This window comes from Mycolicibacterium bacteremicum (assembly GCF_002086115.1).
GTDB classification, from domain to species: Bacteria; Actinomycetota; Actinomycetes; order Mycobacteriales; family Mycobacteriaceae; genus Mycobacterium; species Mycobacterium bacteremicum.
In genome coordinates this window covers 18,073-33,986 of the sequence record NZ_MVHJ01000017.1, presented here as the reverse complement: position 1 = coordinate 33,986, position 15,914 = coordinate 18,073, and the positions used below count along the sequence as shown (strand labels likewise).

The following is a 15,914-nucleotide window of genomic DNA, read 5'->3' as shown; positions in this document are numbered from 1 at the left end:
GGGGATGGAAACTGGTGAAGTAGCCGCACCGGTCAGCCGTGCGCAGCTGGACATCTGGTTGGCGCAGGAAACGGGTCAGTCCGACACGGAATGGCAGCTCGGGCTGTTCGTCGAGATCGACGGGACCCTGGACCGGCGTGCCCTCAAGTGGTCGGTCCGCCGTGTCGTCGAGGAATCCGAGCCGCTGCGTGTCAGCTTCTTCGAGGACGACGGTCGGGTGTACCAACGCCTGGCCGACGATGCGCCGGCCGAGCTCACGGTCATCGATCTGCGGAAATCGGCCGACCCCGCCGGGGAGGCCATGCGGCACGCGCTGGACATCCAGCGCACGCCGATGCCGCTGGACGGCCGGCTGTACACGTTCACGCTCTTCCGGGCGGGCCCGACGAAGAACTACCTGTTCGTCTGCGCACACCACATCGTCGTCGACGGTATCGGCATGGTGCTGGTGTGTCAGCGGATCGCGGCCATCTACTCCGCGGCCGTCGCCGGCGCCCCGATCTCCCCGAGCGTGTTCGGTTCCCTGACCGACCTGCTGGAATCGGAACGCGCCTACGAGGATTCCACGGCCTACGCCGCCGACGAGGCGTACTGGCGCGAGCATCTGCCCAGCGGTTACGGTCGCGAACGTGCGGCGGCCGGTATCGCCGCCGGCGAGCCGGACCTCGCGCTGGAACGGATCCCGCTGGATCCGGAGATCCTGGCCCGGGTCGAGAAACTGACCCAGACCCAGAACATCCCGCGATCCTCCCTCATCACCGCCGCATGCGCACTGATGCTGCGCGGACTCTTCGCCGACGGGGACGAGATCGTCTTCGACTTCCCGGTCAGCCGCCGCGTCGAGGCGGAATCCAAGACCCTGCCCGGCATGGTGGCCGGGGTGGTTCCCCTGGTGCTGCAGCTGTCACCCCGGATGTCGGTGGCCGACTTCTGCGCCCACGTCGACGAGCGTATCCGGGAAGCCGTTGCGCATCAGCGCTTTCCGGTGGAGGCATTGGAACGCGAAGTCGATATGCGCGCACCTGGCGAGGTGGCCGACCGCCCCGTCATCGACTTCCTCCCGTCGGCGTTCACCGTGCCGTTCGGTGGCGCCACCGCGTCGGCCGTCCTGATGTCCGGTCTGGGTCGCGGCTCCGGGCTGATGTTCACCGGCGCCGGTGACGACCTGCTGCTGAGCACCTTCGGCAGCGACCCGGCCTTCGCGACCGTGCCGGTCACCGAGATCGCCGGCCGGCTGCAGCGGGTGCTGGCCGCGATGACCGCCAACCCGGTCCGCGCCCTGTCCACCGTGGACCCCGGCGCCCCGGGCGCCGACCTTGCCGCACTGGGCAATTGGTCGACACTGCGCGATGCGGCCGGTGCGCCGATGTCCATCCCGGCGATGTTCGCCGCCCACGTGCGCGCCACCCCCGACGCCGTCGCGCTCAGCGGACCCGACACCGCACTGAGCTATGCACAGCTCGACGAGGCGTCGAACCGGTTGGCGCAGCGCCTGATCGGCGACGGTGCCGGCCCGGGGCAGGTGGTCGCCATGCTGCTGCCGCGCACGGTCGACGCCGTCGTCGCCATCATGGCGATCCTCAAGACGGGTGCGGCCTACCTGCCGATCGACCCGTCGCTACCCGCGTCCCGCATCGCGTTCATGCTTTCCGACGCCGCCCCGTCGGCCGCCGTCACCCACGCCGAGTTCGCCGACCGGCTGGGCGATTTCGCCGGCCGGGTCATCGACATCACCGAACCCGCCGACCACCCTGCCGCGGCCGTGCCGGTCGCGGTGTCGCCGGCCGATATCGCCTACCTGATCTACACCTCCGGCACGACCGGAACCCCGAAGGGGGTGGCGATCACCCACCACAACCTCACCCAGCTGATCGCCTCGCAGGACGGTGGGCTGCCCGCCACCGCGGAGCAGGCCTGGTCGCACTGGCATTCCTACTCGTTCGACTTCTCGGTCTGGGAGATCTTCGCCGCACTGCTACGCGGCGGCCGGCTGGTGGTGATCCCCGAGTCGATCGTCGGCGCACCCGAGGAGTTCCACGACTATCTGGTGGCCCAGCGCGTCACTGTGCTGACCGAAACCCCCTCTGCCATCGCCGTGTTGGACCGCGACGGCCTGGAATCGACGGCGCTGGTGATGGGCGGTGAGGCCTGCTCGGCCGCGGTGGTGGATCGGTGGGCGCCGGGCCGGGTGATGATCAACGCCTACGGGCCGACCGAGACCACCATCTACGTCTCGGTCAGTGCGCCGCTGCAGGCCGGATCCGGGCCGGCCCCGATCGGGGCGCCGGCGCCGGGGTCGGCACTGTTCGTTCTCGACGGTTGGCTGCGGCCCGTCTCGGCCGGGGTGATCGGTGAACTCTACGTCGCCGGTGCCGGCGTGGGTGTCGGCTACCTCGGCCGGTCCGGGCTGACCGGATCTCGTTTCGTGGCATGCCCGTTCGCGTCCGATGGGCAGCGCATGTACCGGACCGGTGACCTGGTCTACTGGGGCGCCGACGGTCAGCTGCGGTACGTCGGCCGCGCCGACGAGCAGGTCAAGATCCGCGGCTACCGCATCGAGATCGGCGAGGTACGCGCGGCGCTGGCCGGTCTCGACGGTGTCGAGCACGCGGTCGTGATCGCCAGGGAGGACCGGCCCGCGGATGTGCGGCTGGTCGGGTACGTCACCGGCGCGGTGGACCCGGCACAGGCCCGCGCCGCGCTCGGCGCGCGGTTGCCCGGCTACATGGTCCCCGCCGCGGTGGTGGTGCTGCCCGAGCTCCCGCTGACCTCCAGCGGCAAGCTCGACACCCGGGCCCTGCCCGCGCCCGAGTACGCCGGTGCCGAACACCGGGCTGCTGAGACGTCGACCGAGAAACTGCTCGCCGGAATCTATGCCGAGGTGCTGGGTCTGGATCCCGCGGCGATCTCCGTCGACGACTCCTTCTTCGAACTCGGCGGCGACAGCATCATGTCCATGCAGGTCGCCTCACGGGCCCGGGCCGCCGGCCTGACGTGTCGCCCCCGCGACATCTTCGTCGAGGAGACGGTGGCCAAGCTGGCCCGCGTCATCGGCGCGGGCGCGGATCCCGATGCCCCCATCGATCACGGCATCGGCGCCGTCACCGCCACCCCGATCATGCGCTGGCTCGGCGGTCTCGGTGGTCCCGACGGGTGGGCGGCGGGTTTCAACCAGACCATGGTGCTGCACCCGCCCGCCGGAGCGGATCGCGCCGAGGTCGAGGCGGCGCTGCAGGCGGTCCTGGACCAGCACCCGGCGCTGCGGCTGCGGGTCGGCGAGGACGGGTCCCTCGACATCCCTGCGGCGGGCAGCGTCCGGGCGGGCGACTGCATCCACATCGTCGACGAGTTGACCGACGACGCAGTGCTGTCCGCGCGGGACAGCCTGGACCCGGCGACCGGCAACATGCTCAGCGCGCTGTGGGCGCCGGCCCGCGGGGAGCTCGCACTGATCATCCACCACCTCGCCGTGGACGGCGTGTCCTGGCGAATCCTGCTGGAAGATCTGAGTATCGCCTCCGCCCAGCGGCGCGCCGGACGACCTGTCGAGCTCGGGCCCACCGGCACCTCGTTCCAGCGCTGGGCGCAACTGCTCGCCGAGCACGCCCATCACCCCGACGTCGTCTCCAGCGCCGATACCTGGCGACGGGCCGTCCGCCCCGCCGCGCTGCCCGCTCCGTCGGAGGCCGACACCTTCGCCACGGCGGGCCGGGTCTCGGCGAGCCTGGATGCCGAGAACACCCGCACCCTGCTCGGCGCCGCACCGGCGGCCTTCCACGCCGGCGTGCAGGACATCCTGCTGATCGGATTCGCGCTCGCGGTGGCCGAATTCGTCGGCGAGCCGAGCATCCTCGTCGACGTGGAGGGCCACGGCCGGCACGAGGAACTCGCCGATGTCGACCTGTCCCGCACCGTCGGCTGGTTCACCACGAAGTATCCCGTCGGCCTGGTGGTCGACGTACCGTCCTGGTCGCAGGTGTCGGCCGGCGGCGCGGCGCTGGGCGCGGTGATCAAGCGCGCCAAGGAGCAGCTGCGGGCGCTGCCGCACCCGCTGACCTACGGCCTGCTGCGCTACCTCAACGACGATGTCGAACTCGACGGCGCCGACCCGGCGATCGGGTTCAACTACCTCGGCCGGCTGGCCGCCACCGCCACGCACGGTGACGAGGACACCTGGCGGGTCGGTCCGGACGGACTGTCGCTGACCGCGACCGCCTCGGCGCTGCCGATGCCGCTGCCGCACACCGTCGAACTCAACGCCGGCACCGTGGACACCGCGGAAGGGCCGCGGTTGCAGGCGGATTGGACGTGGGCTACCTCGGTGCTCGCCGAGGACCAGGTCGCCCGGCTGAACCGCCTGTGGTTCGAGGCGCTGGCCGGTATCTGCGCGCACGTGCGCGCCGGCGGGGGCGGGCTGACGCCCTCGGATATCGCTCCCGCGCGGTTGACCCAGTCGCAGATCGACGAGCTGACCGCCAGGCATCGCATCGCCGACATCCTGCCGCTCACTCCGCTGCAACAGGGTCTGCTCTTCCACACCGGCGGCGCGCACGCCGACATGTCCGCCGACATGTATTCGGTGCAACTGGACTTCACCCTGACCGGCACGCTGGACCCGGAGCGACTGCACCGGGCCGTACAGGCCGTGGTGGCCCGCCACCCGCACCTGGCGGCCCAGTTCATTTCCGACTACGACGAACCGGTGCAGATCCTGCTGCGAGATCCCGAAATCGCCTGGAAGTACCTGGATTTCAGCGGTGAACCCGACGAGGACGCGATCGCCCGGCTGTGCGCCGACGAACGGGTGGCCGTCGGCGACCTGGCGAACCAGGCGGCGTTCCGCGCCATGCTGATCCGGGTCGGCGCCGACCGGCACCGGTTCGTGCTGACCAACCACCACATCCTGCTGGACGGCTGGTCCATGCCCATCCTGCTGCGCGAGATCTTCGCCAGTTACGCCGGCACCCGGCTACCCGCGGCCGCGTCGTACCGGACCTTCCTCACCTGGCTGGCCGACCGCGATCTGGACGCCGCGCGCGATGCGTGGCGCGGCGCGCTCGCCGGGTTCGACACCCCGACGCTGGTGGCCGCACCGCACCGGCGCCAAGACCGACTGGGCCGGGGCGGACGCGGTTTCGCCGCCTTCGAGATACCGGCGCAGACCACCACCGCGCTCGGCGAACTCGCCCGTGCGTGCCGCACCACCGTCAGCACGGCGCTGCAGGGCGCCTGGGCGGTGCTGCTCACCTCGATGACCGGCCACACCGACGTCGCCTTCGGCACGGCCCGGTCCCGATTGGGTCAGATCGACATGGCCGACGCCGAATCGATGATCGGCCTGCTCATCAACACCGTGCCGGTGCGGGCGAACATCACCGCGACCACCACCGCCGCCGAACTGCTGGAACAGTTGCACACCGCGCACAACGACACGCTGGCCCACCAGCACCTCGCGCTGGCCGACATCCACCGCGCCGCCGGCCACGAGCAACTGTTCGACACCCTGTTCGTCTACGAGAACTACCCGGTGGACACCGGTGCGGCGCTGGGCGTCGACGATCTGGCGATCGCCGAGTTCAGCAACCGCGAGTTCAACCACTACCCGCTGACGGTCGAGGCCCTGCCGGGTGACCAGCTCAACCTGCACGTCGAATACGACACCGATGTCTTCACCGCGGGCGCCATCGACGCGCTGATCGCCCGGCTGGCAAGGCTGCTGCAGGCGATGACGGCCGACCCCACCCAGCGGCTGCTGTCCATCGACATCCTCGGCGACGAGGAGCAGCGCCGGCTGGCCCAGTGGTCCGGTGCCGGGGTACGGGCGCCCGTCGGCCTGGCGCAAGACCTGCTGACCGCCGCCGTGACCGCCGACCCCGATGCCCCCGCCATCATCGACGGTGACCGCGAGCTGACCTACCGCGACCTCGACACCTGGTCGAACCGCCTGGCGCGCAAACTCATCGACGCCGGAGTCGGACCCGGATGCGCCGTCGGCGTAACCCTGGACCGCAGCGCCGAACTGGTGGCCGCCTGGTGGGCGGTACTCAAGGCCGGTGGCACCTATGTGCCGGTGGACCGCACCCATCCGGTGGAACGCATTGCCACCGTGCTGAATTCGGTGCGCGCGGTCACCGTGCTGACGACCGGCGCCGACACCGTCGCCGGCGCCGGGACACGCCCGGTGCTGCGCATCGACACCGTCGACCTGTCCGGTGTGACCGGTGACGCGCTCACCGATGCAGACCGCCCGGCCGCGCTCGGCATCGACGACACCGCCTACGTCATCTTCACCTCGGGCTCCACCGGTGAGCCCAAGGGCGTGGCCGTCGGGCACGCCGGGCTGCTGGGAGCCGCAGCGGCGCAACGCACCATGTACGGACTCGGCCCGCAGTCGCGGGTGCTGATGGTCGCCGCACCGACCTTCGACGCGTCGCTGTTCGAGATCCTGATGGCCACCGGATCGGGTGCGGCGCTGGTCGTCGCGCCCAAGGACGTCTATGCCGGCGATACGCTGACCGCGTTGATGCAGCGCCATCGGGTCAGCGCCACCCTGCTCACCCCGACGGTCGCGGCATCGCTGGACCGGTCCCGCCTGGACTGCCTGGACACCCTGGTGACCGGCGGGGAGGCCTGCCCGGACGAGCTGGTGGCGGCCTGGGCTCCCGGGCGGCGGATGTTCAACGCCTACGGCCCGAGCGAGTCGACCATCTGGGCGGCCGGCACCCCGCTGGCACCCGAGCGCCCGGTCTCCATCGGATCCCCGATCGCCGGTACCCGCACCCTGGTGCTCGACGCCGGCCTGCGACCGGTGTCGGCCGGCGTGGTCGGCGAACTGTATCTGGCCGGATCGGCGCTGGCGCACGGTTATATCGGCCGGGCCCGGCTGACCGCGGACCGGTTCGTCGCCGACCCGCACGGCGGCCCCGGTGAGCGGATGTACCGCACCGGCGATCTCGCCCGGTGGAACGACGACGGCACCCTGGACTATCTGGGCCGGGTGGACACCCAGATCAAGCTGCGCGGGCAACGTATCGAACTGGGCGAGATCGAGAGCGCGCTGCTTGCCTGCCCACAGGTCGGCCAGGCTGCCGCCGCCGTCCACCACGGCACCGCCGGTTCGCAACTGGTCGCCTACATCACCTTCGAACACGCCACCGATGCCGGCCGCGACGACGGCCACGACAGCGAGATCGTCGGGGAGTGGCAGAGCATCTACGACGAGCTGTACGGCGCCGATATCGAGGCGCCCGGGTTCGGTGACGACTTCCGCGGCTGGAACAGCAGCTACACCGGCGAGGCCATCCCGCTGGACCAGATGCGCCAGTGGCGGGCAGGCACCGTCGAACGGATCCTCGCACTGCAACCCCGCCGGGTACTGGAAATCGGCGTCGGCTCCGGCCTGCTGCTGTCCCAGGTCGCCGGCAGCTGCGAACAGTACGTCGGCACCGACATCTCCGGGGTCGTCGTCGACTCCATCGCCCGGGCGTTGCAGCACAACGACATCGGATGGCGGGACCGCGTCGAGCTGATGGCCCGTCCCGCCCATGTCACCGATGGGCTGCCGCACGCGCACTTCGACACCATCGTCATCAACTCGGTGGTGCAGTACTTCCCCAACGCGGCGTATCTGGCGGAGGTCATCGACAACGCGCTGGACCTGCTGGTTCCCGGCGGGACGCTGTTCATCGGCGACGTCCGAAACCACAGCCTGCAGAACGCGTTCCAGACCGGTATCGCGATGGCGCGGCACGCCGGGGCGCAGCTCGACGCCGCCGTCATCCGCCAACGCGTCCAGCACGCCGTGCTCGGCGAACCCGAACTGCTGCTGGCACCGGAGTTCTTCACCTCTCTGGTCGAGCGTCACGAGGCGGCCGCCGGGGTCGACATCCAGGTCAAACGCGAAGCGTCGGACAACGAACTCAGCCGCTACCGCTATGACGTCGTCATCCACAAGGGCCCCGTCGCGGTGCGCTCGGCGGCCGACGTCCCCGTCCGGGCGTGGGCGGACGTCGCCGATGTGGCCGGCCTGCGCGCCGAGCTCACCGCCACGGACGCGGTTCGCGTCACCGGCATCCCGCGCGCCGGGGTGCTCGCAGATGTACGGCTCGAGCAGTCCCTGACGTCCGGGGCACCGGCCGACGCCGAAACCCTCTCGCTCACACCGCACGAGCTCTACACGTTCGGGGAGGAGTTCGGCCACCGGGTGGCCGTCACCTGGGGTCGCGAACCGGGCACGGTGGACGCGGTGTTCCTGCGAACCGCCGACCGGCAGGCACTGACCGACCTGTACCTGCCCGCGCCGCACGCCGCGCACGCCAACGAACCGCACAGCGCCACCAAGGTCAGCGCGGTCCGGCAGCGGTTGAGCACCTGGCTGCCCGACTACATGGTGCCGCCGCACATCGTGGTGCTCGACGAGATGCCGCTGACCTCCTCGGGCAAGCTCGACCGCCGTGCGCTGCCCGCGCCGGAATTCGGTGAGGCCGACGGCTACCGGGCACCCTCGGGTGTCGTCGAGGAGATCCTGACCGACATCTTCGCCCACGTGCTGGGACTGCAGCGGGTCGGCGTCGACGACTCCTTCTTCGACCACGGCGGGGACTCGCTGTCGGCGATGCGACTGATCGGTGCCATCAACACCAGCCTGGACGCCGACCTGTCGGTGCGCACCATCTTCGAGGCACCGACCGTCGCCGAGTTGGCCCCGCGGGTCGGCGGGGATGCCGCCCGACTCGCGCCGCTGGTCGCCGGTGCGCGTCCCGAGGTCATCCCGCTGTCCTTTGCGCAGAACCGGTTGTGGTTCTTCGACCAGCTGCAGGGCCCGTCCCCGATCTACAACCTGGCAGTCGCGCTGCGGCTGCGCGGACACCTGGACGCCGATGCGCTGCGGCTGGCGATCAACGATGTGGTCGCCCGCCACGAATCGCTGCGGACCCGCTTCATCGCGCCCGGGGGCACCCCGCAACAGGTCGTCATCGCCGCCGAGGATGCCGATATCGGTTGGGAGAGCGTCGATGCCGCCGGATGGCCGGAAGAGCGCATCGACGAGCAGGTCGGCGCGGCGGCGCGGCACACCTTCGACCTGTCCGCCGATATACCGTTCCACGCCACCCTGTTCCGGGTGGCCGAACGCGAACACATCCTGGTGGCCGTCGTGCACCACATCGCCGCCGACGGCTGGTCGGTGACCCCGCTGGTCCGCGATCTCGGTCTGGCCTATGCCGGCCGGTGTGTGGGGCAGGCGCCGGGCTGGGCGCCGCTGCCCGTGCAATACGTCGACTACACGCTGTGGCAGCGCACCCAGCTCGGTGAGCTCGACGACGCGGACAGTCCGATCGCCGCGCAGCTGGCCTACTGGGAGACCGCGCTGGCGGGGATGCCCGAGCAGCTGCAGATCCCGACCGACCGCCCGCATCCGGCGGTCGCCGACCACCACGGCGCCCGGGTCGTGGTGCAGTGGCCGACCGACCTGCAGCAGCAGGTTCGGCGGGTGGCCCGCGAGTACAACGCCACCACCTTCATGGTGATCCAGGCGGCATTCGCCGCGCTGCTCGCCCAGATCAGTGCGTCGACCGATGTCGCGGTGGGCTTCCCGATTGCCGGGCGGCGCGACAGCGCACTGGATGATCTGGTCGGCTTCTTCGTCAACACCCTGGTGCTGCGCGTCCAGCTCGACGAATTCCCCGGCGCGGACCCGACTTTCGCCGAGCTGCTCGGCCAGGTGCGCGGCCGCAGCCTGGCCGCCTACGAACATCAGGACGTGCCGTTCGAGGTGCTCGTCGAGCGGCTCAACCCGACCCGCAGCCTGACCCGACACCCGCTGGTGCAGGTGCTGCTGGGCTGGCAGAACTTCGCCTGGCAACCCGGGGACGCCGCCGGCCTGGCGCTGGGCGACCTGCAGGTCAGCCCGATCGCGGTCGACACCGAGACCGCCCGGATGGATCTGGCGTTCTCGCTGGGGGAGCGGTGGACAGGCGACGGTGACCCCGACGGACTCGATGTCACCGTCGAGTACCGCACCGACATCTTCGACGCAGCCGGGGTGCAGGCGCTGGTCGCGCGGCTGGAGCGAATGCTGGTCGCGCTCACCGATGATCCGCAGCGCCGGCTGTCCTCGATGGATCTGCTCGACGATGTCGAGCGCGCCAGGCTGGACCACTGGGGCAACCGGACCGTGCTGCACCAGCCGTACACCGCGGCCACGGTGCCGCAACGCTTCGGCGCCCAGGTGGCCCGCACACCCGACGCGGTGGCGGTCGTCTGCGGACAGACCGCCCTGACCTACGCCCAACTGGACGAGGCCGCCAACCGGTTGGCGCACCTGCTCATCGCGCACGGCGCCGGCCCCGGCCGGTCGGTGGCGCTGCTGTTCGGCAAATCCGCCGAGGCCATCGTGGCGATCCTGGCGGTGCTGAAATCCGGTGCGGCGTATCTGCCGATGGATCCCGCGATCCCCGATGCCCGCATCGAATTCATGCTCGCCGACGCCGAACCGGTCGCGGCGCTGACCACCCCGGCGCTGGCCGACCGGATCCACGGTGCCCCGGTGATCACCTACACCGGTCCCGTTGATACCGCCGCGCAGCCGGCCACCGCACCACCGGGCCCGGCCGTCGACGATCTCGCGCACATAATCTACACCTCCGGCACCACCGGGGTGCCCAAGGGCGTGGCCGTCAACCACGGCAACGTCGTGCAGCTGTTCGACGACCTGGACATCGGAATCGACCTGGCGCCACACCAGGTGTGGACCCAATTCCACTCCTACGCCTTCGATTTCTCGGTGTGGGAGATCTGGGCCGCGCTCCTGCACGGCGGCCGCCTGGTCGTGGTGGGCGACGATATCGCCCGCTCGGCGCAGGACTTCCACGACCTGCTGATCACCGAACGGGTGACCGTGCTGACTCAGACACCGTCGGCGGCTGCGGTGCTGTCCGCCGACGGCCTGGACGTCGACCTGGTGATCGGCGCCGAGGCGTGCCCACCGGAACTGGTGGACCGCTGGGCGCCGGGGCGGGTCATGGTCAACGTCTACGGACCCACCGAGACGACGATGTGGGCCTGCAAGAGCCTGCCGCTGACCGAAGGCTCGGGGGCACCGCCCATCGGGTCGCCCACCGCCGGTGCCGCCTTCTTCGTACTCGACGAATGGCTGCGACCGGTCCCACCCGGGGTGGTCGGCGAGCTGTACCTGGCCGGCCGTGGCGTGGGCGTCGGCTACCTGCGCCGGACCGCCCTGACCGCAACGCGTTTCATGGCCTGCCCGTTCGGCGAACCGGGAACGCGGATGTACCGCACCGGCGACCTGGTGTCGTGGCGCCCGGACGGTCAGCTGGACTACTTCGGTCGCGCCGACGACCAGGTGAAGGTGCGCGGCTACCGCATCGAACTCGGCGAGGTGCGCTCGGCGCTGGCCGCCCTCGACGGGGTGGAGCAGGCGGTGGTCATCGCCCGCGAGGACACCCCCGGCGACAAGCGCCTGGTCGGCTACGTCACCGGAACCGCCGACCCGGCCGCCGCGCGTGCCGCGCTGGCCGACACCCTGCCCGGCTACATGGTCCCGTCCACCGTGCTGGCGGTGCCCGAGATGCCGGTGACGGTCAACGGGAAACTGGACATCCGCGCACTGCCCGCCCCGGACTTTCAGGACAGCACCCGCTACCGGGCGCCGGCCGGCGCCGTCGAGCAGACCCTGGCCGAGATCTTCGCCGACATCCTCGGTCTGGAGCGGGTCGGCGTGGACGACTCGTTCTTCGACCTGGGCGGGGACTCCCTGTCCACGATGCGCCTGATCACCGCGGTGAACACCGCGTTGGCGGCCGACCTGCCGGTGCGCACCGTCTTCGAGGCGCCGACCGTCGCGCAACTCGCCCAGCGCATCGACCGCGGCGCCGTACAGCGCCAACCGCTGGTGCCCGTCGAGCGGCCCGCACAGATTCCGCTGTCCTTCGCGCAGAACCGGTTGTGGATCGTCGACCAGCTGCAGGGACCGTCGCCGGTGTACAACATCGCGGTGGCGCTGCGGCTGCGCGGCACCCTCGACCCCGCCGCGCTGCGGGCGGCCATGACCGATGTGGTCCGCCGGCACGAAAGCCTACGCACCGTCTTCACCGCCACCGATGGCGTGCCGCAGCAGGTGGTGCTGCCCGCCCGGGAGATCGTCGTGGACTGGGACACCGTCGATGCCACCGGCTGGACCCCCGATCAGCTGAACACCGGCATCGGCGATGCCGCCCAACACGCGTTCGACCTGTCGGCCGAGATCCCGCTGCGCGCAACACTGTTGCGGGTCGCCGACGACGAGCATCTGCTGGTGGGCGTCGTGCACCACATCGCCGCCGACGGCTGGTCGCTGCGACCGCTGGTCACCGACCTCGGGGCCGCCTATGCCGCGAGAAGCGCAGGACGGCAACCTGATTGGGCACGGCTGCCGGTGCAGTACGTCGACTACACCCTGTGGCAGCGCGCCCACCTCGGTGACATCGACGAGCCGGAGAGCCCGATCGCCCGGCAGCTGGCCTACTGGGAGGCCGCCCTGTCCGGCCTGCCGGAGCACCTCGACCTGCCGACCGACCGGCCCTACCCGCCGGCGGCCGATCACCGCGGCGCCACCATCGAGGTGGACTGGCCCGCCGAGCTGCAGCAGCAGATCACCCGCGTCGCCACCGAACACAACGCCACCAACTTCATGGTGGTGCAATCCGCGCTGCTCGCCCTGCTGTCGGCGATCAGCTCCAGTACCGATGTGGCCGTGGGCTTCCCGATTGCCGGGCGCTCCGACACCGCGCTCGACGACCTGGTCGGATTCTTCGTCAACACCCTGGTGCTGCGCGTCGACCTCGCCGGCGCCCCGACCGTCGCCGACCTCATCGAGCAGGTGCGCACCGCGAGCCTGGCCGCCTTCGAGCACCAGGACGTCCCATTCGAGGTGCTCGTCGAGCGGCTCAACCCGGCGCGCAGCCTGACCCACCACCCGCTGGTGCAGGTGATGCTGGGCTGGCAGAACCTGCCCTGGCAGCACGACGACACCGCCGCCGGGCTGGTCCTCGGCGAGCTGGAGATCACCCCGCTGCCTGTCGACACCCATGCCGCGCGCATGGATCTGGCGTTCTCGCTGGCCGAACGCTGGACCACGACCGGCGCGCCCGCCGGCATCGGCGGCATCGTCGAGTTCCGCACCGACGTGTTCGACGCCTCGACGGTGGCGCACCTGGTCGACCGACTGCAGCGGATGCTGACCGCGATGACGACCGACCCGGCACGCGCGCTGGCCTCGCTGGACCTGCTGGACCCCACCGAACGCACCCGGCTGCACACCCTGGGCAACGCCGGCGCGCTCACCGGTGCACCGCAACCGATCTCGATGCCCGAACTGTTCGCCGAGCAGGTCGCGCGCATCCCGGATGCGGTGGCCATCAGCGGTCAGCGGTCACTGACCTACGCCGCACTCGACGAGGCATCGACCCGGCTGGCGCACCTGCTGACGCGCCACGGCGCGGCCCCGGGCGCCACGGTCGCGCTGCTGCTGCCGCGCTCGGCCGAGGCCATCATCGCCATCCTGGCGATCCTGAAGACCGGCGCCGCCTACCTGCCGATCGATACCGGCTGGCCGGCCGAGCGCATCGACTTCGTCATGAACGATGCCCGACCGGTCGCCGCCATCGCAGACGGTGACACCGCGCACCTGGCGGCGGGTCGTCCCGTCATCGACATCCACGATGTGCCCGACACCGGGGACCTCACCGCGCTGCCCGCACCCGCGCCGGATGACCTGGCCTATGTCATCTACACCTCGGGCACCACCGGGGTGCCCAAGGGCGTCGGACTGACCCATGCCAACGTGACGCAGCTGCTGGCGACCCTGGACGCCGGACTGCCCGCCGGCGGTGTCTGGAGCCATGCCCACACCCTGGCCTTCGACGTGTCGGTGTGGGAGATCTTCGGGGCGTTGCTGCGCGGCGGTCGGGTCGTCGTGGTCCCGCCGGCGGCCACCGCCGATGTCGCCGAATTACACAGCCTGTTGGTCGCCGGCGGGGTCACCGTGCTGACCCAGACCCCCTCGGCCGCAGCGGTGCTGCCGTCCGACGGTCTGGAGTCCGCGGTGCTGGTGGCGGTCGGCGAGGCGTGCGCACCGGAGGTCGTGGCGCGCTGGGCCGCCGACGGCCGGGTCATGCTGAACGCCTACGGACCCACCGAGACGACCATGTGCGTCACCATCAGCGCCCCGCTGCCGGCCGCGCCGGGCATCATCCCGATCGGTGTGCCGGTGCCACACGCCGCGCTGTTCGTGCTCGACCCCTGGCTGCGGCCGGTGCCCGCCGGGGTGATCGGCGAGTTGTACGTCGCCGGACCGGGTGTGGGCACCGGGTACCTCGGCCGGACCGGGCTGACCGGATCCCGGTTCGTGGCATGCCCGTTCGGGCCGGCGGGACAGCGGATGTACCGCACCGGCGATCTGGTGCGCTGGCGCGCCGACGGGCAGCTGGACTACCTGGGCCGCGCCGACGAGCAGGTCAAGATCCGCGGCTACCGCATCGAACTCGGTGACGTGCAGACCGCGCTGGCGACGGCGCCCGGGGTCGATCAGGCCGCCGTCATCGCCCGCGAGGACCGCCCCGGTGATACACGTCTGGTCGGGTACGTCACCGGATCGGCCCGGCCGGGTGAGGTGCGTGCGGCGCTGACTTCGCGGCTACCCGCCTATATGGTGCCGGCCGCCATCGTGGTGCTCGACGCCCTGCCACTGACCGCCAACGGCAAACTGGACACCCGCGCGCTACCCGCGCCCGACTACGTTGCCGGGGTGTACCGGGCGCCGACGGGCGCGGTCGAGGAGATCCTGGCCGGTGTCTACACCGCCGTGCTGGGACTGGAAACTGCTGTCGGCGTCGACGATTCGTTCTTCGACCTGGGCGGGGACAGCATCACCGCCATGCGCCTGATCGCGGCGGTGAACACCAGCCTGCACACCAACCTGGCGGTGCGCACCATCTTCGAGGCGCCGACCATCGCCGAACTGGCACCGCGGATCGCCGACGGCAGCAGCCCGCTGGAACCACTGGCGGCCGGTGAGCGACCGGACGTCATCCCGCTGTCCTTCGCACAGAACCGACTGTGGTTCCTGGAACAACTGCAGGGCCCGTCGGCGGTCTACAACATGGCCACCACGCTGCGGCTGCGCGGCGACCTGGACACCGCCGCGCTGCGCGCCGCGCTCGACGATGTCGTCGCCCGGCACGAGAGCCTGCGCACCCTGCTGATCGCGCCGGACGGTGTCCCGCAACAGGTCGTGCTGCCCGCCGAGAACGCCTCATGTGGATGGCAATTCACCGATGCCGACGGCTGGACCGACGAACAGCTGGACCTGGCCACCCACGCCGCGACCCGGTACGCCTTCGACCTGTCCGCCGAGATCCCGCTGCGGGTACACCTGTTCCGCCGGGTCCGCGACGAACACATCCTGGTCGCCGCGGTGCACCACATCGCCGCCGACGGGTGGTCGATGACCCCGCTGGCCCGCGATCTCAGCGTGGCCTATGCCTGCCGGTGCGCCGGGCAGGCACCGGACTGGGCGCCGCTACCCGTGCAGTACGTGGACTACACGCTGTGGCAGCACCGGCAGTTCGGCGAACTGGACACCCCGGACAGTCCCATCGCCGGGCAGCTGGCCTACTGGCAGCGCACGCTGGCCGGGCTGCCCGAGCGGTCGCCGCTGCCGACCGACCGGCCCCACCCGCTGGTCGCCGGGCAGCACGGTGGGGTCATCCCGGTCCGGTGGCCTGCCGAATTGCAGCGCCGTATCACCCGATTGGCCCGGGAACACAACGCGACCGGCTTCATGGTCGTGCAGGCGGCGCTGGCGGTGCTGCTCGCCAAGGTCGGTGCGACCACCGATGTGGTCGTCGGCGTTCCGG

1 protein-coding gene (running past one end of the window) is annotated in these 15,914 nt (G+C 71.0%); it reads left to right on the top strand.

The window, feature by feature from the left end; translation table 11 throughout:
- Window positions 1–4: 4 nt before the first annotated feature.
- On the top strand, window positions 5–15,914 hold the 5' portion of the coding sequence (locus BST17_RS18925) for a non-ribosomal peptide synthetase (RefSeq protein ID WP_083060446.1). Its footprint extends 14,987 nt past the window's final position; only the first 15,910 of its 30,897 coding nucleotides appear in the window; it begins with the start codon at window positions 5–7; its stop codon lies beyond the right edge, outside the window.